Annotated in this window: 21 protein-coding genes; 16 read left to right on the forward strand and 5 right to left on the reverse strand. The window is 60.0% G+C overall.

Translation table 11 applies throughout. From position 1 onward, the window contains the following. Positions 1-3 precede the first annotated feature (3 nt). Positions 4-2,019 (forward strand): tetratricopeptide repeat protein, encoded by a 2,016-nt coding sequence (locus tag ACH2ED_RS22110; protein ID WP_395094902.1) that lies wholly within the window; start codon positions 4-6, stop codon positions 2,017-2,019. On the opposite strand, the gene ACH2ED_RS22115 is transcribed toward ACH2ED_RS22110, so the two are convergent. After that, positions 1,985-3,820 (reverse strand): sigma-70 family RNA polymerase sigma factor, encoded by a 1,836-nt coding sequence (locus tag ACH2ED_RS22115; RefSeq protein WP_395094903.1) that lies wholly within the window; start codon positions 3,818-3,820, stop codon positions 1,985-1,987. The two genes, ACH2ED_RS22110 and ACH2ED_RS22115, sit on opposite strands and share 35 nt — an antisense overlap. A 408-nt stretch (positions 3,821-4,228) precedes the next feature. Between ACH2ED_RS22115 and ACH2ED_RS22120 the strand changes: the two genes are divergently transcribed. The 8 genes from ACH2ED_RS22120 to ACH2ED_RS22155 all read left to right on the forward strand — a co-directional run bounded on the left by ACH2ED_RS22120 (position 4,229) and on the right by ACH2ED_RS22155 (position 12,617). Beyond that, a complete protein-coding gene (locus tag ACH2ED_RS22120; protein WP_395094904.1) occupies positions 4,229-4,510 on the forward strand; it encodes a PQ-loop repeat-containing protein in 282 nt (93 codons plus the stop codon). Next, on the forward strand, positions 4,503-5,204 hold the full coding sequence (locus ACH2ED_RS22125; protein WP_395094905.1) for a phosphoadenylyl-sulfate reductase: 702 nt from the start codon (positions 4,503-4,505) through the stop codon (positions 5,202-5,204). The genes ACH2ED_RS22120 and ACH2ED_RS22125 overlap by 8 nt, the downstream gene beginning before the upstream one ends. A 50-nt stretch (positions 5,205-5,254) precedes the next feature. Further along, complete coding sequence (locus ACH2ED_RS22130; RefSeq protein ID WP_395094906.1) at positions 5,255-6,832, forward strand: nitrite/sulfite reductase; 1,578 nt, start codon at positions 5,255-5,257, stop codon at positions 6,830-6,832. A gap of 38 nt (positions 6,833-6,870) precedes the next feature. Then, positions 6,871-7,767, forward strand: coding sequence for a sulfate adenylyltransferase subunit CysD (gene cysD, locus ACH2ED_RS22135; protein ID WP_395094907.1), 897 nt, complete (start codon positions 6,871-6,873; stop codon positions 7,765-7,767). Further along, positions 7,768-9,306, forward strand: coding sequence for a sulfate adenylyltransferase subunit 1 (locus ACH2ED_RS22140; protein WP_395094908.1), 1,539 nt, complete (start codon positions 7,768-7,770; stop codon positions 9,304-9,306). It abuts the gene before it with no gap. 150 nt (positions 9,307-9,456) lie between these two features. Then, positions 9,457-10,104: a winged helix-turn-helix domain-containing protein gene (locus tag ACH2ED_RS22145; RefSeq protein WP_395094909.1), complete on the forward strand. Its 648-nt coding sequence runs from the start codon at positions 9,457-9,459 to the stop codon at positions 10,102-10,104. 24 nt (positions 10,105-10,128) lie between these two features. After that, complete coding sequence (locus ACH2ED_RS22150) at positions 10,129-10,536, forward strand: molybdopterin oxidoreductase (protein WP_395094910.1); 408 nt, start codon at positions 10,129-10,131, stop codon at positions 10,534-10,536. Further along, on the forward strand, positions 10,533-12,617 hold the full coding sequence (locus ACH2ED_RS22155) for a molybdopterin oxidoreductase family protein (RefSeq protein WP_395094911.1): 2,085 nt from the start codon (positions 10,533-10,535) through the stop codon (positions 12,615-12,617). Before ACH2ED_RS22150 ends, ACH2ED_RS22155 begins: the two co-directional genes overlap by 4 nt. A 140-nt stretch (positions 12,618-12,757) precedes the next feature. On the opposite strand, the gene trmFO is transcribed toward ACH2ED_RS22155, so the two are convergent. Continuing rightward, the gene (trmFO, locus tag ACH2ED_RS22160; RefSeq protein WP_395094912.1) at positions 12,758-14,077 is read right to left on the reverse strand and encodes a methylenetetrahydrofolate--tRNA-(uracil(54)-C(5))-methyltransferase (FADH(2)-oxidizing) TrmFO; all 1,320 of its coding nucleotides are present in this window, start codon (positions 14,075-14,077) and stop codon (positions 12,758-12,760) included. Positions 14,078-14,222: 145 nt separating this feature from the next. Between trmFO and ACH2ED_RS22165 the strand changes: the two genes are divergently transcribed. Genes ACH2ED_RS22165 through ACH2ED_RS22175 form a run of 3 tightly spaced genes read left to right on the forward strand, consistent with a single transcriptional unit; the run spans position 14,223 to position 15,271 of the window. Beyond that, entirely contained in the window at positions 14,223-14,522 is a 300-nt protein-coding gene (locus ACH2ED_RS22165; RefSeq protein ID WP_395094913.1) for a hypothetical protein, read from the forward strand. A 26-nt stretch (positions 14,523-14,548) separates the two neighbouring features. Next, positions 14,549-14,797: a hypothetical protein gene (locus ACH2ED_RS22170; protein ID WP_395094914.1), complete on the forward strand. Its 249-nt coding sequence runs from the start codon at positions 14,549-14,551 to the stop codon at positions 14,795-14,797. Positions 14,798-14,818: 21 nt separating this feature from the next. Continuing rightward, entirely contained in the window at positions 14,819-15,271 is a 453-nt protein-coding gene (locus ACH2ED_RS22175) for a VOC family protein (RefSeq protein WP_395094915.1), read from the forward strand. Between the two features lie 28 nt (positions 15,272-15,299). Here the strand turns inward: ACH2ED_RS22175 and ACH2ED_RS22180 are convergent, their stop codons facing one another. Together ACH2ED_RS22180 and ACH2ED_RS22185 are read right to left on the reverse strand one after the other, a co-directional pair. Further along, entirely contained in the window at positions 15,300-16,478 is a 1,179-nt protein-coding gene (locus tag ACH2ED_RS22180; protein WP_395094916.1) for an MFS transporter, read from the reverse strand. Continuing rightward, positions 16,475-17,356, reverse strand: coding sequence for a hypothetical protein (locus tag ACH2ED_RS22185; protein WP_395094917.1), 882 nt, complete (start codon positions 17,354-17,356; stop codon positions 16,475-16,477). The genes ACH2ED_RS22180 and ACH2ED_RS22185 overlap by 4 nt, the downstream gene beginning before the upstream one ends. Before the next feature lie 60 nt (positions 17,357-17,416). Here ACH2ED_RS22185 and ACH2ED_RS22190 point away from each other — a divergent pair, with 60 nt between their 5' ends. Continuing rightward, positions 17,417-18,223, forward strand: a complete 807-nt coding sequence (locus ACH2ED_RS22190) for a phytanoyl-CoA dioxygenase family protein (protein WP_395094918.1) — start codon at positions 17,417-17,419, stop codon at positions 18,221-18,223. Positions 18,224-18,228: 5 nt separating this feature from the next. Continuing rightward, entirely contained in the window at positions 18,229-20,052 is a 1,824-nt protein-coding gene (locus ACH2ED_RS22195; protein WP_395094919.1) for a penicillin acylase family protein, read from the forward strand. Here ACH2ED_RS22195 and ACH2ED_RS22200 read toward each other — a convergent pair. Further along, positions 20,039-20,977 carry a fumarate hydratase gene (locus ACH2ED_RS22200; protein WP_395094920.1) on the reverse strand — a complete coding sequence of 313 codons (939 nt, stop codon included), beginning with the start codon at positions 20,975-20,977 and terminating at the stop codon, positions 20,039-20,041. The genes ACH2ED_RS22195 and ACH2ED_RS22200 overlap by 14 nt on opposite strands. A gap of 112 nt (positions 20,978-21,089) precedes the next feature. Between ACH2ED_RS22200 and ACH2ED_RS22205 the strand changes: the two genes are divergently transcribed. Next, entirely contained in the window at positions 21,090-21,413 is a 324-nt protein-coding gene (locus tag ACH2ED_RS22205; protein WP_395094921.1) for a PadR family transcriptional regulator, read from the forward strand. Continuing rightward, the gene (locus ACH2ED_RS22210; RefSeq protein ID WP_395094922.1) at positions 21,406-22,548 is read left to right on the forward strand and encodes a hypothetical protein; all 1,143 of its coding nucleotides are present in this window, start codon (positions 21,406-21,408) and stop codon (positions 22,546-22,548) included. Before ACH2ED_RS22205 ends, ACH2ED_RS22210 begins: the two co-directional genes overlap by 8 nt. Positions 22,549-22,558: the final 10 nt, after the last annotated feature.

A 22,558-nucleotide genomic window follows, 5' to 3' on the forward strand; every position in this document is an offset into this window, starting at 1 on the left:
GATATGTTTCGCCTATGGATTCGTGTTTTGGTTTTTATTATCGGAGCGTTGTCGCTCCAGATGCCTGCTCAGGGGATCACGTGGTGTCACGACTACACGTTTTTGCGGGTGACAGGCAAAGACAGTAATCGTTGTGACCCCGACCGACTCCAGTCTGTCTTGCGAGAGGAGAAGTATGAGCACTGTTTTAACGTGACCGCTCTCCCCCAGCGTCCTCAGCCTCGTGGAGTCGAGGTTGATACGAAGAATCTACAGATTTCTTTTCGAGCCACTGAGCCTGGGAGCACGGAGCCTGTACGCTTGCTTTCGGGTGATGTTCTGATTATCGGGGAAGATCACTCGGGGATCGTGGGGAAGAGTGGATGGATTGAGCACTTTGTTCAGACTGCTGGTCAGTCTGGCGTTGCTTATCGCCCAGAACGGCTTGTTTTGCTTCCGAATTTCTTCGTTGAAGAGAGAGGGTGGACTCTCTCACGGCTCTTTAGTAAGGTATCTCGCTCGGACGGTGAACTCAATGGTGCCCGGAGCGTGACCTATGCCTATCCTTATCTCAACAAGACAATTCAGCTCTGGCGCAAGCCACAAAATTCGAGTGGGAGCTGGGTGGTGTACACGATTGATGCGGATGCGAACACGCGCTGGCTGTTTATTGGATCACGCGAGGAGTATGAGCGTCCTACCCCGCAGTCCGACGTGCTCTTTGCAGGAGGCTCCTCCAGTCCTGCACAAAAGAGCTTGGTCACTCTGTCCGAGGGCAGCGAGTTTCCCAGTCGTGATGCGGCGCTTCGTGCCGTCGTGAAGAACCTCTCTAGCCTGATGTGGGTGTACTCTCCCCTGACTCGCCCAAAAGAGTTTATCCAGGCACAGGTTCAGGGCAGAGCGGTCTATCCAGACCTAAGTGGCAATGCGAACCAGTACTACAAGGGGGGCGAGACTCTGGCAGTACTTCGCTCTATTATTCCCGCACTGACTCCCCGTAAGACGTTCCCCCCGCAGTGGCTGGTGCACGCAACCGGTCACGGCACCTACGATGGTGGCGTTAAAGACGACCTCTGGTTGATGGTTGCTACGGGACTGAACGCGGAAAAGAAGACCTTCACGAAGCCCGATGGGGCAGGTGGAACCTTCGGCTACACCTACGATCAGGCATCTGGTCCCTTCACGGAAAGCTACGCATTGATGGAGGCGATGCGACGGGTGAATGTACGGGCTGTGGAGACATCTGCCCGTGACCGCTTCATCTCGATAGACGAGCTACCAAAAGGGCTGACCCCCCTAGACAACGGCGTGGGTGGAGAGAGTCGTGTCACGCCACCGGAAAACAGACCCCTGATTCCCAATATCCCTACTCCTCCACTTATCACGAATCCTTCCACCGCGAACGCTCATGCTGCCCAAGCCGGGACGCTCATCGCACAAGGTCGCTTTGATGAGGCGCAGTGTGAGGCGGCAAAGGCGGTGGAACTTCAGCCGAAGAAGGGAGCTTTTCGCGCGACGCTAGGGCTCTGTTATGCCTGGCTCCGCAATTTCTCCCTCGCGGAGAAGGAGTACCGCGAGGCAATACGGCTGGAGCCCAGCCAAGGAAACCACCACGGTGGGCTTGCGTTTGTTCTGCTCCAGCTGAATCGCTTCCGGGAGGCAGAGGACTCTGCCCGGATTGCCGTTCGATCTGCGGCGAGCGTGGCGTCACATCACCAGTTCCTGGGCGATGCCCTCGCCTTTCAAGGGAAGTGGGGGGAGGCTGAGTCTGCCTATCGTGAATCCGTTCGGCTTGACCCGAAGCTGGCGGCGGGCCACAACGGCGTCGGGGGGAGCTTACTGGCAAAGAGTGACGGTGCAGGAGCTGAGAAGTACTTCCGGGAAGCGGTACGGCTCAACCCAAGCGAGGGAATCTTTCATGCGAACCTTGCGGGCGCACTGTCGGTGCAGAATCGGCAGTCAGAGGCGCTCGTTGCGGCGCGGGAAGCGAAGCGTCTCGGCTTGGCTAATCACTGGGTCTACTCGTTGCTGGGACTCTGAGCCGCCGTCCGTCGTGGCCAAGCTCCTGGTAGATCGACTGTAGCAGAGCCGCTTCATTCGTTTTCGGGTTGAGGCGAAAGGCGCGACGTGCTGAGCGAAGCGCTTTCAAGGGTAGCCCACGGCTTACGAAACGCTCGGCGACCTCTAATTGAAGAAAAGAGTCTCGGGGGAAGTTTCTGGCAATCTCGGTAAGGTGTGCCTGGGCTTCTTGCACGGAGATCACGCTTGGTGTGCAGCCACAGGCCATCGCCATAGTCCAGGCAACATACGGGCGACGGGGAGCAAGCTGATAGGCACAGCGGGCATGGTGAGCGCAGGCGAGGGGAGAGTTGGCGTAAAGCTGTGCCCAGGCAAGCGCTGCATGGGCCAGAGCGTGATGGGGATGATCCTGTACAAAGCGTGTCAGCAGAGCAGCACCCGGTGCGGGCCGTCCTTGCTCCCTCCAGAACCAGGCGAGGCTGTGCCAACTATCCAGAAGCTCGGGGGCAAGATAGACAAGCCGACGGGCGAGAGACTCAGTGGTGTGATCGTGGAGTTTCATCCGCATCCGCACCTGGAAAAGCTCCTTGATCGCTTCGGGAGAGTTTGGATTCAGAACCACTGCCTGCTCGAGGAGCGGAAGTGCTTCCGCATCCCGCTGAAGGCGAGCGTAGGGATGAGCCACAGCGACGTAGCCCCGGCTATCGTGGGGCAGGAGACGACGTAGAACCGCTAGATTGGCAAGCTGCTCCTCGTAGCGGCTTTGGTCTGCGAGAAGCTGATCCAGTGCCACATGGAGCTCAGGGTCCTCCGGGGCGAGCGCTATCGCCTCATAGAGAGCCGCACGGGCTGTATCCGTGTCCCCGCGAGCGAGGGCTGCATAGCCCCTGATCTCTGTTTGGAGGGCTGGGGGAGTGCCGGGAAGGATCTCGGTTGGAAGTGCGGTGAGAAGCTCGGGAAGGCGCTGCTGTTCACGTAGAATCGGTACGAGAGCACGGATTGCTCCAATGGTAGGGGGATGTTTTTTGAGGAGAGTGCGGTATTCGCTCTCGGCAGCTTCCCAGTCGCCTCGCTGGTAGAGGGCATGAGCCCGCTGGAGCCACGAGTTCCCGCCTCGGCGCGAAGGGAGCGTACGGGGTGAGGCGGGCGCACTCAGGCATATCTGGACAATTCCCCCCGTTTCGAGCCTCACCTCGACCACGTGGAAGTTGCGAACAATAGCACTGAGCTGATCTTCGAGCAACGGGAGCTCATCGAGTAGGAGCGTGAGGCGCTGCCGGAGCCGAAGGCGGGCACGCTCCAGACGTTTTGAGGCGTTTCCGGTGCTGAGCTGGAGTCTTTGGGCAATCTCCTGATGGGAAAATTCGTCTAGATGGAGCTGGAAGACAGCACGGAGCGGGGAAGGGAGCGCATTGATCTCCTGGATCGCACTCTGCAAGAGCGCGTGGCTCCAGGTAGGATCCGTGTGGGCCAGAGCGGTGTGTGTACTGCGTAGAGGAACCGCCAGCAAGCGAGTACGACGCTGCTCACGGGTGCAGCGGTTCAAAAAGAGATTTCGTGCGATCTCCCGGAGCCAGGCATCCAGGCCACCTAGCGCCGGGCGGTAGCGGTTGAGATGGTGCAGAGCGCGGATAAAGGTTTCGGCGACCAGATCATCCGCATCGAAAGTGGCATCACTACCAGAGGGGCGATGTAGACTCCGGCAGAAGCGGGTGAGCGCAGGGAGCTGTTGCTGCCAAAGCTGGTCAAACGCAGTGGCATCGCCCTGATGGGCACGGCGCAGGAGTATCCCTTCGTCCCAGTTGGCATCGTTGGCAGGCATTGTCTTTCAAATTTTATCAGGCATAGCCATGAAATGGTGTCCCCTAGTGGGCGGATGCGTTCGTGTGGGCGGTTTTCATGCGCGGTGCATAATTCAGGCTATGTCTTCCCGCCCGGCTGCTGGCTCAAAAAAGGAAAGAATAAGTTACTTGTGCTGGACTTGGAGATGCCAACAAAGGCTACGGTCACGGGTCGTACCACACCCACATCGGCATGTTTGCCTCCGGTGGAGAGTGACAGGAGGCGCACTTTGCCACGCCAGCACGCTTTTTCCCGGCCTCCCGACGTAGACGTAGAGGTCGGGAGCTAGCTGGCCTTCGGCCCTAGTGCCGCTCCGAGATGTATACTTTCTTTAATTTCTACTTTTCCGATTGCAAAAGTAGAATAATGCCAGTACACTACTTTCATAATGTCTTGGCCTGTACTTCTAGGTCTCCTCGCCACCGGGCTGGTTGAGGGATCCTATCTCCCGCAGCTCTGGCGGCTCCACCAGCTCAAACATGCGGACGAGTTCAGCTTGCTCTTCCCGCTGCTCAATCTTATTGGGCGGCTGGCGGGCCTGAGCGCGGCGATCTTGCAGCACAGCACGGTCTTCTCCGGGTTCTTCCTGGTGGGAATTGTCGTGCGTGCGCTGCTCCTCTCGCAGGTGCTCTACTACCGCTCCCGCTCCCGAAAGCTCTCGCATGTCTGAAAGCTCTCGCATGCCTGATATCCACTGGGAGTCACTTGATGCGGGCGCAGTGCTGAAAGAAGCCGTCGCCGTCTATGGCAACACTCTGAAGCTCGCCTGTAGCTTTGGTGCAGAAGATGTGGTGCTACTGGATCTGATAGGGCAATCTAAGCTTCCCATCTCAGTGTTTGTGCTCGATACAGGCCGCCTCCATCAAGAGACCTACACCCTCTGGGAGCGGCTGACGGAGCGCTATGGCATCCCGATTGCCGCCTACACGCCCCAGACCGAGCCGCTCCAAGCGCTGCTTCAGCTCAAAGGCCCCGGAAGTTTCTATTACTCGATTGAGAACCGACGAGAGTGCTGCTACGTGCGAAAGGTGGAGCCGCTCGCTCGCGCACTTGCAGGTGCAAGTGGCTGGGTAACCGGCCAGCGCCGTGAGCAGTCCGTGACCCGCGCGAGCTTGCCAAAGCGAGAAACAGACACGACGCACGGCAATATCGCCAAGCTCAATCCCCTCGCCGACTGGACCGAGGCGCAGGTGTGGGAGTATATCAAAACCCACCACGTCCCCTACAACCAGCTCCACGACAAGGGCTTCCCGAGTATCGGCTGCGCCCCCTGTACCCGCGCCACCCAGCCAGGCGAGGATCTACGCGCCGGGCGCTGGTGGTGGGAAAACCCACAGCAGAAAGAGTGCGGTCTGCATAAGTAGATCGCCGCGAGGAGAACCGCCCCGGTTTATCGGGGGCGAAAGACAAAATTATGAACGACGTTGAACGACTTAAAAAAGAAAAAGGCGGTCTGGAGGTATGGAACGATCTTCAGCGCATCGCGATCGAAGGCTACGCTGGAATTGACGCGGACGATATGTTTCGCCTGCGCTGGCTGGGGCTCTACGAGCAGAAACCCAAAGACGGCTATTTTATGCTCCGCATCAAAGTGCCTGGTGGCCAGCTTACGTATGAGCAGCTTATCGCCGTGGCCGAAGTCACCCGCGACTATGCCCGCAATATCGCCGACATCACCACACGCCAAAATTTTCAGTTCCACTGGATGGCTCCCGCTGATTTCCGAGCGATCTTCGACATCTTTAGTGCGGTCGGCATCAGCACGCTCGGGGCGTGTGGTGATATCCCCCGCAACGTCACCGGCTGCCCCGTGGCGGGCCTTGATCCCAACGAGACATTTGATGCCCAGCCCTACGCTCAGGCAATCCATGAGTATTTTTTAGGCAACCCGGAGTTCGCGGACCTGCCACGCAAGTATAAAATCTCCATCACCGGCTGCTGTGAGCACTGCTCCCAGCCGGAGATCAATGATATTGCCGCAACAGCCGTGATTAAGAACAGCGAGCGTGGCTTTCATATTCGTGTGGGAGGCGGCCTCTCAACACGTCCGTTCTTAGCACAAAAACTCAACTTCTTTATCCCCGCCGACAAGCTGGTAGATGCGTTTCGCGCCGTCACCGAGGTCTACCGCGACTCAGGCTACCGAGAAAATAGAAAGAAGGCGCGCATTAAGTTTTTGGTCGCCGACTGGGGCGCGGCCAAGTACGAAGAGGAAGTGCTTAAGCGCCTGAGCTGGGTTCCCGACCCTGCGCTCACTGAGACAGAGTGGCCCGAGCCGACCAATAACTTCCGCGACCATGTGGGGGTGCATCCACAGAGCCAGCCAGGTCTGTTCTGGGTGGGCGCAAATGTGCTCACCGGCCGCATGAACAGCGAGCAGCTCTTTGAAGTGGCCCGGCTCGCCAAAGAGTTTGGCACCGGAGACACACGCACGACCAATCAGCAAAATCTGCTCATTCCCAATATAAAAGAGGCGGATGTCCCGACGGTTGTGGCAGCGCTGGAGGCGATTGGCTTCCCGGTTGTGGCATCCCCGATTCGCCGCGCCGCCGTGGCCTGCACCGGCAGCGAGTTCTGCAACTTAGCGCTCACCGAGACTAAGAATCTGATGTGGCAGATCGTCCGGCACTTAGATAAGACCGTCTCCCTGGATGAGCCACTGCGTATCAACCTCAATGGCTGCCCCAACGGTTGCGGCCAGCACCATATCGGCGATATTGGACTCCAAGGCTGCGTGGTCAAGCTCCCCGGCGGTGATAAAGTGGACGGCTACGATATCTCGCTGGGCGGTCGCCTCGGCCGCGATGCGAAGTTCGTGCGACCGATCTGGCGCAAAGTCCCTGCCACGGATATTCCGATTGCGCTGGAGAATCTGCTCAATGGCTATCTCAACGAGCGCGCCGAGGACGAGGATTTTCCCAGCTTCGTGGATCGTGCCAGCGACGAGGAACTCGGCTCACTGATGCGCACCGCGTTCGTGGAAGCGGCGTAGAAAGCACCGCCCCGGTTCATGGGAGCGAGACAACAACCATGCTAGAACCTGCACTTGCTACCCTTGAATCGGAAGCCATCTACGTCTTGCGGGAGACCTTCGGACAGTTTGAGCGTCCCGTGCTGCTCTTCTCAGGCGGCAAGGACTCCATCGTGCTTGCGCACCTGGCGGCACGTGCGTTTGCGCCCGCTCGGATTCCGTTTAAGCTGCTGCACATTGACACCGGCCATAACTTTGAAGAAACACTGACGTTCCGCGACAACCTAGCGCGAGAGCTCCGTGCGGACTTACTCGTACGCTATGTGGAGGAGAGCATCCAGGCGGGGCGCGTGACGGAAGAGCATGGCCCGGAAGGGACACGGAACGCTCTCCAGACCCGGACGCTCCTAGATGCACTGGAGGAGCTACGCGCGGATGCCGCGCTTGGCGGAGCGCGGCGCGATGAGGAAAAAGCCCGGGCCAAAGAGCGCTTCTTCTCGCACCGCGACAGATACGGACAGTGGGACCCGAAAAACCAGCGGCCTGAGCTGTGGAACCTCTACAACGGACGAAAAACGCCCGGTGAGCACTTCCGCATCTTTCCTCTCTCCAACTGGACCGAGCTGGACATCTGGAGCTACGTCAAGGCGCGCCGTATCGCCCTGCCGTCGCTGTACTTTGCGCACGAGCGCCGGGTATTCAACCGCCGGGGAACGTGGCTGGCGGAGTCCGAGCTGCTCCCACTCCTTCCTGGAGAAAAAATCGAAACCCATCAAGTGCGCTTTCGGACGATGGGCGACATCACGGTCACCGGCGCGGTCTTTTCCGACGCCAGCTCACTCGATGCGATTATTGAGGAAGTACGCACGTTCCGAGTAACCGAGCGCAGCGGGCGCGGTGACGACAAGCGCTCTGAAGCCGCCATGGAAGACCGCAAACGCGCGGGGTATTTTTAGATGGAACTCCTACGATTTTCGACCGCGGGGAGCGTGGACGATGGCAAATCAACGCTTATCGGGCGGCTACTTTTTGACTCCAAAGCCATCCCCGACGACCAGTACGAGGCGATAAAGCGTGCCAGTGGCGGCGATGCGGGCACGGTGGATCTCGCGCTTCTGACCGATGGGCTACGGGCGGAGCGGGAGCAGAAGATCACGATAGATGTGGCGTACCGCTACTTTGCCACGCCACGCCGCCGGTTTATCATCGCCGACACGCCGGGCCATGCCCAGTACACGCGCAACATGGTCACCGGGGCTTCGACAGCGCACGCTGCCGTGATTCTGGTAGATGCACGCAACGGATTGCTGGAGCAGTCGCGCCGCCACGCGGCGCTCTCGGCGCTACTACGCGTGCCGCACTTGGCCGTGGCGATCAATAAAATGGACTTGGTCGGCTTCGACGAAGGCATCTACCGCAGAATTGAGGCAGAATTTGCGGCGTTTGCAGCCAAGCTCGGGGTCACGGCAACCGCGATTCCGCTCTCGGCGCTGGCGGGCGACAATGTGGTGGAGCGCAGTCAGAACACGCCATTTTACAGGGGCCCCTCGCTGCTGGAGTGGCTGGAGGGTCTGCCCCTCGCGGAGGGTCACAGCGCAGCGGCGGCGTTTCGCTTTCCGGTTCAGTGCGTCATTCGTCCCCACCAGAACTTCCGAGGCTTTGCGGGTAAGATCGCTGAAGGGAGCATCCGCCCCGGTGATCCGATTCTGGCTTTGCCGTCGGGGAAGTGCTCGGTTGTCAAGGAAATAGTGACGGCGGACGGCACGCTCCCCGAGGCACGCTTGGGTGAGTCCGTGGTGCTGACTCTCACCGATGAGCTGGATATCAGTCGGGGCGATTTGCTCACCACGCCCCACAGTCCCCCCGCGATCGCGCGGCGCTTTGCGGCGACGGTTTGTGTGCTCAGTGAAGCAGGCCTTGCGCCGGGGCGGCCCTACATCGCCATCCAGACCACGCGCCAGGCGGCCGCCACCATCGAGAAAATAGACTTCCGGCTGGCGGTCGAAACGCTCGAAAAAGAGGAGACGCATCGGCTGGCGCTCAACGAGCTCGGACAGGTGACGATTGCGCTCTCGCAGCCACTCTTTCTGGATCCCTACTCCCAGAGCCGCGAGCTGGGAGGCTTCCTACTTCTTGATCCGGCGACCAGCGTGCCGATTGCGGCGGGGATGGTGACCCAGGTTCTGCCCGAGACCAACCATGAAACTTCCGCCGAGCCCTGGAGCCGCGCGGAGCGTGAGCAACGTCACGGGCACCGTGGTGGCGTTATCGTGGTTCAAGACCGAGCGGCGGCGGCGGCGCTTGAGCGACGGCTGGCGGCGCAGGGCTGGCACACCGCTTTTATTGAGCGTATCGAGAATGGGCTGCTTGATGCATTTGTCGAGAATGGGATTATAGCCCTCATGCTTGGTGAACCACCTCTCTCCCTGGAAGCACAGCTTGATCCTCTGCGACTCCCCAACTCAGATATGATCGGTTTTGCAGAGGGGATCTAATTCCGAAATACGGACGAAACAATTCTCGGATAACCTGAGCCTAACGCGCTGCTGCCCCTAAGTTTAGGTTGCCGGGAAGGGAGAGTAGACGTGCCGTCCGTACTAATTTTATACCGATCTGCGGAGGGACTGCTTCCCGCTCATATCGGCGTGCCCCTCACCTCTGCCGGGTTTATGACCTGTTCCTTGCCCTTCAACGCCACCGCAGCGGAGCTCTGTCAGGCGTTTCCGCACGGGATGCCGGATCTGGTTGTCGCCGATATGGGCGGCTCGGTGGATCTCTTCGCGCTCCGTCATCACCGCCAAGTGATGAAAGATACCTGGGGTGAGACGCTTCCCCTCCCCCCCTTAGTGGCACTGCTCAGCCGCTCGCATTTCTACGAGCCCGATTTGCGCCTGCTGATAGACGATTTTCTCTTGCCGCCCTACGACCCGGAGGAGCTGAAGCACCGCGCCAGCTTGCTGCTGTTTCGCCGCCGCTTCATCGAGCAGGGTGACACGCTGGTCTTTGCCGGGATTCGGCTTTTTCTAAGCCTGGGGCGCGCCACGACGCTCACAGGAGATCCGATAGACCTGACTCGGCGCGAGTTTGATCTACTACGCTTTCTCATGAGCCACCGGGGCCGAGGCTTTACTCGTCTCCAGCTTCTGAATCATGTCTGGGGCATGGACTACGAGGGCGGCGAGCGCACCGTGGACATTCATATCCGCCGGCTCCGCACCAAGCTCCCCCCCGAAACGGTCAAGTGCCTCGACACGCGGCGCGGCTACGGCTACGGCTTCCGCGTGGATTTATAAAGAACTATAAAATTATAAAGAACTATGAAACCTGAAGCAATCGTCACCGAGTCTCTCCAGCAGCATCTTCTCCGCACGGGCCAGGCCACACCGCGCTTTGTCCAAGGCGCGTTTCCCTTTATCGGAGCGGGCATCACGGAGCGCGTCGCGCTCGCCGATGAGGTAGAGTACACCGTGCCAGAAGGCCACAAAGCCGAGGTGCTCTATCTGCGGGCGGGCAACCACACGGAGAGCCTGATCTACCTCACCCTCTGCGCCAACAACCGCCCCGTGCGCTACTTCCCACTGGGCAAGAGCGAGGCCATGCACATTCCCCTCGCAATTGTGGAGACGCATCCAGCGGGCACGAAGCTCTCGCTCCAAGTCAGCGCCGCTCGTGGCGAGTCTGGGCTGGTGATCGTGGATCTGGGTCTGCTGGAGTTTTCGCTATGATGCCTCGGGCCACGCAGACACACTGTCCCTACTGCGCGCTTCAGTGCGGCATGCAACTGGTGAGCCGAGAGAGTCTGCTCGAAGTCGCGCCTCGAAATTTTCCGACCAACAAAGGCGGACTCTGCCAGAAAGGTTGGAGCGCCACCGAGCTTCTCACGCACCCGGAACGACTCACGATGCCACTGATGCGCGATACCAAAGACACGCCACTGCGTCCGGTTAGCTGGGACGAGGCACTTACTCGGATCACGCAGCAGATCCAGAGGCTTCAAGAGCTACATGGCAAAGACGCCATCGGGGTGTTTGGCGGCGGTGGACTCACTAACGAGAAAGTCTATCTCCTAGGTAAGTTCGCACGGGTTGCGCTAGGCACACGCCAGATTGACTACAACGGTCGCTTCTGCATGTCTAGCGCCGCCGCCGCAGGCAACCGTGCCTTTGGGATAGATCGTGGGATGCCCTTTCCACTGGAGGATATCCCCAAAGCCGACACGCTGCTGCTTATCGGGGCAAACCCGGCGGAGACGATGCCGCCTTTGATGCAGTACTTTGATGCCCAGCGCGAGCGTGGGGGCACACTTATCGTCGCCGACCCGCGCCGTACGCCCACGGCGCAGAGTGCGACGCTGCACTTGCAGCTCACGCCAGGAACGGACACGGCGCTCTTACTTGGCTTACTGCATCTAATTCTCGCCGAGGGCTGGGCCGATCATGACTATATTGCTGCGCGAACCACCGGCTTTGCCGAGGTCCAGCGCACCGTTGCCGCCTACTGGCCCGAGCGCGTCGAGCGCATCACGGGCATCCCGACAAGCCGCCTCCAGGAGGCCGCACGGCTTCTGGGCAAGGCCTCCACTGCGATGACACTCATGGCGCGAGGGGCGGAGCAGCAGAGCAAGGGCGTGGACAATGCGCTAGCCTCGATTAATTTAATGATGGCGCTCGGGCAAGTGGGCAAGATAGGGGGTGGCTGGGGCACGATCACGGGGCAGGGCAATGGTCAGGGGGGGCGCGAGCACGGACAAAAAGCCGATCAGCTTCCCGGCTACCAGCTTCTGACAAACCCACAGGCACGCGAGCGCATCGCCAAGCTCTGGGGCGTCACTGCCGAGTCACTGCCACAGCCAGGGCTCTCCGCCTATGAGCTTTTAGACGCGCTGGGCACCGAGACAGGTCCCAAGGCGCTGCTTGTCTTTGGCTCCAACCTCGTCGTCTCCGCGCCGCGCTCGGCCCACATCGAAGCCAAGCTAAACTCTCTGGACCTTCTCGTCGTCGCCGACTTCTTTCTTTCCGAGACCGCCCAACTCGCCGACATCGTACTGCCCGTGGCGCAGTGGGCCGAGGAGACCGGCACGATGACCAACTTAGAGGGCCGCGTGCTACTGCGTCAAAGAGCGCAGCTTCCTCCTGAGGGCGTCAAGACCGATGCCGAAGTGCTGATCGCGCTCGCCGAGCGCTTGGGCCATGCCGAGCGCTTCCCGACCAGTGAGCCCGAGGCGTTGTTTACCGAGCTGGGCCAGGCGACTTCCGGGGCACCTGCGGACTACTCGGGGATTACTTACGAAAAGATTATTAGGCAAGAGGGTGTCTTCTGGCCCTGCCCCAGTGACGATCCCAAACACCCCGGAACGCCCCGCCTCTTCACCGAAACTTTCGCGCACCCCGATGGACGCGCCCGCTTTCACCCCATCGCACACCGCACTTCTGCCGAGGAACCCGACGATGCGTTTCCACTTTATCTCACCACGGGGCGCGTGATGCAGCAGTACCAGAGCGGCACCCAAACCCGCCGCGTCGAGCAGCTCACCGCCGCCGCGGGGGAGGGCTTTGTGGAGCTGAACCCCACCCTCGCTCGGCAGTTCGGCATCGTCAATGGCCAGAGCGTCAAAGTGATAACCCGGCGCGGTGAGGCCACTGTCCCGGCGCGTGTGACGGCCACCATACGCCCGGACACGATCTTTCTGCCGTTTCATTATGCGGGCCATCAGCGTGCGAACTTATTGACCAACCCCGCCCTCGATCCCATCTCAAAAATGCCTGAGTTCAAAATCTGCGCCGCACGCATCGAGCCCGTTTTTTAGTTAAATGCTCACTACCCGACACTTTTTGCGGCTCCTTTCGTGTGTGCAAAACGTGTTCTTAGGGGTAGGTCTTTGTTGAGGCAGTATTCTATCCAAATCAGCAGCAGGTACAAGCTCAGACGCCGACTCCCCATCCCTTGCTAAAGTGTTGCCAGCACGTCGGCGAAGTCTTTCTGGCCCCGTGCGCCCATCGCGCGGCCTCGCTCTTTTTTGTCGCGGATTCTATCGCCCTCTAAAGGCGGCATCATGCCCCAGTTGGCGTTCATCGGCGCGAAGTCCTTGCCCTCGTAGTTTGCAACATAGTGCGTCAGGCAACCCAGCGAGGTAGTTTGTGGGAAAACAATAGGCGTTTCTAAAGTGGCGTTGAGCCCGGCGATCAGGCCCATCGCGGCGGATTCTAAGTAGCCCTCGACACCCACAATCTGCCCCGCGAAGCGAATGCGTGGGTCGGTTTTCAGTGCGAGCGTGGCGTCTAAGAGGCTCGGGGAGTGGATGTAGGTATTGCGGTGCATGACGCCAAAGCGCACAAACTCGGCGTTCTCTAAGCCGGGAATGAGCTGAAGCACTTTCTTCTGCGCCCCCCACTTCATGCGGGTCTGAAAGCCCACCAAGTTGTAGAGTGTCCCGGCTTTATTTTCTTGCCGAAGCTGCACCACGGCCCACGGACGACGCCCGGTGCGTGGATCCTCCAAGCCGACGGGCTTGAGCGGGCCAAACGAGAGCGTTCGCTCGCCGCGCCGTGCTAATTCTTCCACAGGCAGACACGCCTCGAAGTATTTTATATCCTCAAAGTCATGCACGGGCGCGAGCTCGGCCTCGGTGATGGCCTGCCAGAGCGCGTGGTACTCGTCTTTATTAAGCGGGCAGTTGAGATACGCCGCATCGTCGGAGGTGTCGGCCTCCAGCCCCTTGCCCCGCCGCGATGCCCGAAAGACTTTCGAATAATCAATCGTACTGGCGTCCACAATCGGGGCGACGGCATCGTAAAAATACAGATCGTAGCGCCCCGTGAGCTGCCCGATCTGCGCCGCGAGCGTGTCGGATGTCAGAGGGCCACTGGCGATAATGACTTTTCCCTCCGCAGGAATCTCCGTGGCTTCGTCGCGGACGAACTCAATGCTCGGGTGCGCGAGAAGCCGCTCCGTCACTAGCTCCGAGAACGCCTCGCGATCCACCGCCAGCGCCTCGCCCGCCGGAACGGAAGTGGCGTCGGCGCAGCGCACGATAATGCTATCCAGCTTTCGCATCTCGTCTTTGAGTAGGCCGCTCGCATTCGAAAGATGATTGCTCTTAAACGAGTTGGAGCAGACAATCTCCGCCGCCTTATCGCTCTGGTGCGCCGGAGTCAGCTTCTTGGGCCGCATCTCGACCAGCCGCACGCGCATCCCCCGCTGCGCCGCCTGCCACGCCGCCTCGCTCCCCGCCATCCCCGCCCCGATTACTGTGACATCAAAAGACATGTCCTCAGTTTACCGGATCACCTCAGTTTGTTGTCAGCAACTCTTTGATGCCAATGAGCAATAGCCCCGTCACAAACGCCAGACGTGCGCCCCACACGGCGCTCGCTGCCAGACGCTGCCGCAGCAAAAGCGGCTTACTGCCCGTATGAAAACTCCTGCACGAACCATTGGCTCCCTTGTTCTGAGTCTGATCTTTGTGATTGAGTGGTGGTGGCTTCCCATTGCTGTGGGCCAAGCAGGCTGGGTGCCTATTGTGATGGCAACACTCTATCAGCCGCAAAGACAGCAAGGTATCTCAGAGCCGACAGTTTCTCTTGCTTTTTGGGCTGGGAATCTTGCCGACGATTTATTTTTTGACTCGCCCCTAGCAAACTCCCAGACGTGGTACTGTACAGGTGCATCTTTGCGCACAGGCCCGAAGCCTCTGTGCTTTTTGTTGTTATAAGGTGCAGATCAAAAGAGGTACTTCCTGTGAGTAACAAAAAGACCGAGGCCAAAGAAGAGAGTCGTCATGTACGTACGGAGATGGCCCGTCACAGTGTGGACTGCGGCGAGGTGCAGGTGCAGTGTACCCATGGCGTGATCCATCTCTACGGACGCGTGCGGGCGATGCGTGGGCACGAAGCAACTTTCTCCGCAGAGCGCGATGCCCTGCTCAAGGGGCTACGCCAGCGCTCCGGTGTCCGAGATGTGATCGCGGAATGGCAGATTATGGGGTAGTGTCTGGGTACACTAGCTCCCATGGAAACAACCAAAACCAGTCAGCTCACCCCGTTTCATATTGCGGTTCCCGTGCGCAATATCGCCGAGGCGCGGGAGTTCTACGGAGGCATTCTAGGGTGCTCGGAGGGGCGCAGCGCGGCGCATTGGGTGGACTTCAACCTCTTCGGGCACCAGTTTGTCTGTCACCTAAACCCCAGCTTAGGTAAAAACGGCCAGCTCGCGGCGCACTACAACGGCGTGGACGGCCACGGGGTTCCTGTGCCCCACTACGGCGTGGTGCTGGAAATGCCCGTCTGGGAGGCGCTCGCCGCGCGGCTCAAAGAGGCAGGGATTGTCTTTGTGATCGAGCCGTACATCCGCTTCGCCGGAGAAGTTGGGGAGCAGGCGACACTGTTTCTCATGGACCCCACAGGCAACGCGCTGGAGTTCAAGGCGTTTGCCGATATTAGCGCTCAGCTCTTCGCAACCTAAAAAATGGTTTCTCTCTGAGCCGACTGCCCTACGCGTTCTGTTTAAAGAGCCGCCGCGCGACGAGAGCGAGGACGAAGAGGCCGACCCCTGCCACCGAGAACCCGATCCCGTAGCCCTGGGTTTTTAGCACCCACCCCAGCACCGCCGGGCCTGCCGCCTGCCCTAAAAAGAACGCGAAGGCGAAGAGCGAGACCGCCGTACCACGCATCTCCGGGGCCAGCTCGGTGGCGCGGGTCTGGAGCGGGCCGTGCATGGTGTAGTAGCCCATCCCAAAGATCACAATAGCCGGGATAAAGAGCCACCAGGCAGGCAGCCAGCCGATAAGCGTGTAGCCTACCAGCAGGAGCGATCCCCCAAAAAGCAGCGTCCCCAGCTCCCCAATCCTAGGCACCAGCTTCTTCACCGACGCGCTGTAGATCAGCCCGCCGATGCCAAAACAGCCCAGGAGCAACCCGACAGTGAGATACGAGAGTGAAAAACGCTCTTTAAGAGAAGCGCCCAGAAACGGCAAGCCTCCAAAAATAAAGAAGCCCTCCACAAAGGCTGTCCCCAGCACAACCCGGGTCATCGGCTTGGCCCAGAGCGTCAGATACGGGGCAAAAGAGAACTTCCGCTCCGGACGCGGTGTCTCCGGCGCACGCTGGCTCTCCCGCAGGAGCAAAAATGCCATGAGCAGCGAGACGCTTGCGAAGATGCGGTAGATCACCCGCCAGCTTAAATACTCCCCGAAGATGCCCCCCAGCGCACTGCCCAGAATCTGCCCCAGCATCAGGGCGCTCATGAACCGTCCGAGGGTAACTTGGCGTTCCTGGTAGGGGAACTTATCGCCGATATAGCCCAGCGAGAGCGGGATCACGGCGGCAGCAACGGTTCCGGTGAGAAAACGCAGCGCCGTGAAGAGAGGCAGGTTGGGCATGAAGCTGCCCAAGACTTCCCCCAGCGCAAAGAGCCCCAGCGCCGCTGCCATCACTCTCAGCTTACCGATCCTATCGCCCAGCGGGCCATAGAAGAGCTGGAAAAGGCCGTAGGCGAAGGCATAGAGAGTCAGCGCGATACTGGCCCCCTCTTTGGTAACGTGCAAGTCGCTCGCAACTATTTTGAGGAGCGGGTCCATCACCCGCGCATCGGCCTGAACGAGAAAGGCGGCGGTTCCTAGGACAAGCAGCGAGGCGCGCGCCGAGGAGACATCGGAAGCGGACGGGGTCACGGGGTCATGGCTTTCTTGGGGGGCGTAGCGGGCAAGACAGCACGGAGCTCTTTTTCAAAGAGGACGTACTCCAGACGGTTGCGAGAGTTATCCGGGAGCGAGTTCCTCAGGAACTGCTGGTAGCTGTCCGCCTCGTGTCGTGCGCGAGCTCTATCTCCGAGCTTGTGGTAACAGAGCGCGATAAAAACACTGTTCATCATCTCGTGCTGGAGACGCTCGCTCTCCTGGAGCCGGGCCAGTGCGTCGCTGTAGCGGCCTGCCCGGTAGAGAGCGACACCCAGTGTGTTGAGAACATTGGCCTTGCCCTCAGGCAGCTCGGCTTCCTGAAGTGCCTTTTGCGCCCGCGCGACGACCAGTGTGTAGTCTGGGAGCACATCCGGTAGGAGAACACAAGCCCAGGCGATATCGTTGTTGAGGCCACGCTCAGGGTTGCTGAGCAGTGGGGCAACATAGGCCGTATAGGCCGCGCTGTCCCCTTTCAGTGCCTGAACCTGCGCCTGCGCCACGGAGCTCTCCCAGGCGAGGCCCTTGGCCCAGAGATCCGCACCTTTTTTCCGCTCCCCCAACCGCCAGTGTGCCTCTGCCTGAAGCGGGAAGATCGGTGGCGGACAGTCCACGCCACAAGTGTCGTCCGCCGCGCGGCTGACCCGACGCCAGTCGCCCTGCCTTGCTGCCTCCAGGAGGTGCGCACGCAGGATCTGTGTCCGCATCCGCTCTTCGGGGGAGACCCGTGTGGGATCAAAAAAGAAGCCCTCGGGCATGCGGTGCCTTGGTGTAAAGCGGTCGTAGAGCCCAAAGGCGATCCAGAACGCAAGTGGGGTGAGCAGGCCCGTTACCGCAAGGATCATTCGTTGCCGCGTCTCTGGGGTTGCCTTCATAGCCGTATTGTACACGATTGCCTCGCCTCTGAGTTCGGTATTCTTGGGTAAAATAGCCGTATGAAACTCACCAACGACGAAAAAGCAGCGGGCTTACTCCCACCAGAACGCCTGAACAAAGCGGTGCAGACATTCAATGATGTGGGCTACGTGGTGGTCGAAAATGTCTACGATGCCGTGTTTCTTGAGACGATGCGCACGGCCTACGAAAGAGAGCTAGCGCGGTTTATCCAGAGCAAGGGCGGGCTCGCGGCGCTGGAGGGCAAGACCTTTGGGAAGAACCACATCGGCTTCTTTCCCCCTCTGCACCTGCCTCTGGCCCACACGCAGCTTGTGGCGCAGCCCGTGGCGGTTCAGCTCATGCAGGCACTGCTGGGCGAGGACATCCAGTGCGCGTTTTTCCATACCAATACCGCCCTGCCCGGCTCTGGAATCCAGCCCGTGCACCGAGATACCGGGCACTTGATGGGTGTCGCGCATCCGGTGGCGACCCTCGTGCTCAATATCCCGCTCTGCGACTTCACGATTGCCAATGGCGCAACCGAGGTCTGGCCGGGGACACACTCGATTCTCGGGGGCGTGCTCGACGACGAGCGGGCGGCGGCGTTTCCCTCCGTGCGCACGGAAATTCCTGTGGGGAGCTTTATCCTGCGCGACATGCGAATGTGGCACCGAGGGATGCCCAACGACTCCGACTCCCCACGCACCATGTACGCCATTGTCTATGAGCGCGGCTTTATCCGCACTCCTGTGATTACCGTCCCACGCACCACGTGGGAGTCCTGGTCCGATACAGCACAGCATATCTTCCGTCACAACCAGGTGGTGGAGGATACAGAGCATACACCACGCGTCTGGGGGGGCTAGCCAAAATGCCCGTGACAATCTTCCGCGATGCCTACGGTATCCCGCATCTCTATGCCGATACCACAGCGGCACTTTTCTTTGGCTTCGGGTACATCCAGGCAAAAGACCGGCTGGAGGCGCTGATTCGCAACCTGAAACAAGCCCGAGGTGAGCTGGCGGAGCTAGACGGAATCACGGCACTGGAGGGGGATGTTGCCGTGCGCGCCTTCTGCCTGAGCGAGCGGGCACAAACCACCTGGCGTACCCTACCGGGCGTCGTCCGCGCGGAGATTGGGGCGTTTGCAGCGGGGATCAATCGGTGGCAAAAAGAGGCGCAAGAGCGGCGACCCGAGGGGGCGTTTATGGTGACACCACAAGACATTCTTACCTTCGCACTCTTTGTGAACCTCGCCTTCTCGCAGGAAGGGCTGGCGGCGGGCTCGAATGCCTTTGTGGTGGCTCCCACAAAGCTGAAATCAGGCAATGGAAGCCTTATCTCGATGGACCCGCACCTGCCCCTCCAGGGCTTCTACCGCTGGTACGAGGCGCGGCTCGTGGGCGGCGAGTTCGATCAGCACGGGGTGACTTTTGTCGGTCTGCCCTACTTAGGGATGGCCTGCAACGCCCACTTAGCATGGGCGAATACGGTGAACCAGCCGGATCTCTCAGACCTCTATGTGCTGCGCTTGCGAGGAAAAAATAAAGACGGCTACGAGTACGACACTCAGACGCGTGCGCTGGAGTTTCGCGGGTTTGTCTTCAAGGTCAAGGGCGGCGGCGAGGTCTCCCGGAAAATCGCCTACTCCCACCACGGGCCACTGCTTGCGGAAGGAATCGCCGTGCGTAAAGCGGGCGGCAGTGAGGCGGGCAATGTTCTCCAGAGCCGCGCCCAGGGAGTCGCAACCACTGTCAGCGAGTACCGCCAAGCACTCGCTCTGCGTGGCACGGTGATGTTCAATCATCTCTTTGGAGATACGAGCGGCCAGGTAGGCTATGTCTGGGGCGGGCGGATTCCTCGTCGGCCCGATGGCTTCGACTTCAGCGGCCCGGTGCCGGGCTGGACAAGCGCGACGGAGTGGGGCGAGCCGGTAGAGTTCGCGGAACTTCCCCAGTGTGAGAGTGCGCCGCAGGGCTTTTTCCAGAGCTGTAACGACGGCCCAACCCGCACGGGGGCGGGCGCAAACCTCACACCTCCTGGGCCTTTTCCCGCCTGGCTCGCCCCGGACTCACAGACCCTGCGCGGCCAACGGCTCCACGTGCTCCTAGAGCAAGCGGGTTCTCTGGATCTTGCGCTCGCAAAAACCATCGCGACGGACTGCCGCGATCTCAGTGCCGACACGCACCTCCCCCGCCTCCTTGCGGAGGCAAGGGGAAGCCAAGCACTGCCAATCTTGCAGAGCTGGGATCGAACGCTCACGCGAGACGCTCGCGGGGCAGCACTCTTCCAGCTCGCCTTGCGGGAGGGGAGCCTGGCACAGGCAATAACACGGCTCGCGCGCCTTGGCCTGCCCTTGGACGTGCCCTGGGGTGAGCTGCACCGGCACCGACGCGGCGGGGTTGATCTGCCCATGGACGGTGGCGGCGAGTCGCTCTGCCCCCATGGCGGCGAACCCGGCCCCGACGGGCGGATAACCGTGACATTTGGCTCCTCGTTTCGGATGCTAGCGCAGCTCTCCGACACGGCCCACCCGGAGCTCTGGGCCGCGCAGCCCTACGGCAACTCCGATGATCCCGAGTCGCCGCACTACACCGACCAGATGGAGCTAGCCTGCCGCCGCGCGTACCGCAAAGTCCCCTGGACCCGCGTGGCCCTCGAAGCCGAGTGCACGGAACACCTCAAGCTGGACTAACGTCGTGCGCCAGCGTCTCGCTCGCCTCTTCGTAGAGCCAGCCGGTGATTGCGTTGGTGGTGGGGTTGAGAGTCACTCCACGCCGCCGGTGTGCCCAGCAGGCATAGCTCACGGAAACAAAGAAGCTGGCGGGGAGGCGGTTCTGCGCCGTGATCTTGCAGCCCAGAAGGCTCGTGTTCCCGCCAAAGCCCATAGGGCCGATCCCCAGGCCGTTGCAGATGCGCGTGATTTCGTGCTCCAGTGCACTTAGCTGCATGTCCGAGTTACTATCGCCGACGGTGCGTAGGAGCTGCTCTTTGGCGATCTCTAGACCATGCGCCCGGTCGCTGCCGATACAGACCCCGATGTAGCCAGGCGCACAGCCCTTGCCCTGCGCTTTCCAGACCGCGTCCAGCACCACGAGCTTCACGCCCTCGATGTTGCGGCCCGCTTTTTTCCCAATCTCTGTGAGTTCCGCCGGAAGGCTATACTGCGCCCCGACATTCTCGCAGCCCCCGCCCTTGAGCATCAGCCGGACATCTACCGTGTCTTTTCGCCATGCCTGGAAATGGAACTGCGGCGTCCCCGGCCCCAGATTGTTGCCCGTGTTCTTGCCCGTGATGGAGTCCACGGAGTTCTGGCGTAGGTAGCCAATCGCCGTTGCTTCAGACACAGCGGCGCGGGCAGCCTCCTCGAAGGTGAGAATATCGTAGCCAATCGGGTAGTGGACGTAGAACTTGATCATCCCGGTGTCCTGGCAGATCGGGGCAGAGTCTTGTGCGGCAGTGGCGATATTACAGTCAATCGTGTCCAGCGCCATCAGGGCGCGGCTGTCTTTCATCTCCACGGCGCGGCCCCTTTCCATTGCCTCACGAATATCGGCAGGCAGGTCGGAAGAAGTGCGGCGGATGAGGTCCAGCAGGCTGGCTTGCAAAGTGGTGCTCATGTAGCAAAGTATACCCCCTTCGCGGAGCCGGAGGGGGTCGCGCTCTCAGGCGCGGGGGGAGGCTTGACCATATATCATTTTTTGAGATATAACTATTTCGGAGATAAATCAAATGGCATTTCGCGGCGATCCTGAGACACTGATTTTAGCGACTCTTTCCGGCGGGCCACAGCATGGCTATGAGATCACACGGCGGGTCAATGGACTGGACGGCATGAGGATTCAAGACGGCCAGCTCTACCCGATTCTGCACCGACTGGAAACCGAGGGCATGATCGAGGCGGAGTGGGTGCCGCAAGAGGGCAAGCCCGCCCGCAAGGTCTACCAGCTCACGGAGGCTGGTAACAAAAAACTAGAGGAAAAGCGCATCGGCTGGGAGGCATTCTCCCGCTCCGTCACCAGTCTCCTTGCCAAGCCGGAGGTGCAAAATGCGTAAGCTCACCCAGAATCCCGAGACGATTGAAGAGTACAGCGATGCGCTCCGTCAGCGCCTCACGGGGACGCTACCCCCGGAAAAAATCGAGGAAGTGGTCGCCGAAACGCAGGCACATCTCTCGGATACCGCCGATGAGTTGCGCCACCAGGCCGATGTCTACGAGCGCCATGCCGTCACGAATTTCCTCCCTGTGAGCAAGCTCTCCCGAGGCATCAGCCGCGCCTGGTCGCCGGTCTTTCTGCGCCACAGCGGCACAAAATCCCTGCAAAATACCAGCGTAGCCATCGCCGTCCTTGGCCTGACCTGGGGCATGATCTGCTTCTCGTTTGGAAGCAAGCTCCCCGCAGGCTGGCTAGGTAGCCTAGGTGCCTTCATTCCCATAGTTCTCCCCCTCGCTCTCACGTTTTTCCTCGCACTGGCTGCCTGCCGCTCACAGACGCGGCGGTTCACCTTTGGGAGCCTTGCAGCTATCATCGCCTGTACATTCTGGGGCGGCTGGAAGTTCACCGGAGCCCTGCCAGAGCGAGCCTTCCACTCCCGCTTCGATGCTCCCGCTCTCTACGCCGATACCATCGCAGGCTCAAATTTCCGAAGCGAAGAGATCGCGCTCTTAAGAAAAGGGATCCGCCACTACAGCAAGTACACCGTATTAATTGTAAAACGGGATTCTGAATTTCATGTCTCTCAAAATCAGATTTCGGTGCCTGAGGAGCTGAAGTACAAGAACCGTTTTATCGTCCCACGCAATGGATTCAGTGCCTTTCGGCCTTTAGCAAAAAGCGTTTCAGCCAACGATTTCTTCAATCATTCCCGTCACATGGTCGCCGGTTTGAGCGCCCCCTTGACTGTCAGCACCCCAGAAGCAGCACGACAGGAGTGGGGACGGGCAGGCGAGTATCTGAAAGACCATATTATGTGGCAGGAGTCCGATCAGAGAATGCTTCGCCGTTATCACGAGCTCATTACAGCGTCCGTGATGCGCTTTGAGTGGGCATCAGCACGCTCTCTAGGGACGATCACCGCGACCTATGTGGGCGGAATTATCTTTCTGGACTTACTGGGTGGCTCTATGGGAATGGCGCTGCTCAAATCTCGGCGGCGACGGAGATCGCGGAGGGTTGGGTTGGAGGCATAGCGGGTATACT

The sequence above is a fragment of the Armatimonas sp. genome, assembly GCF_043757465.1.
Lineage (GTDB): Bacteria > Armatimonadota > Armatimonadia > Armatimonadales > Armatimonadaceae > Armatimonas.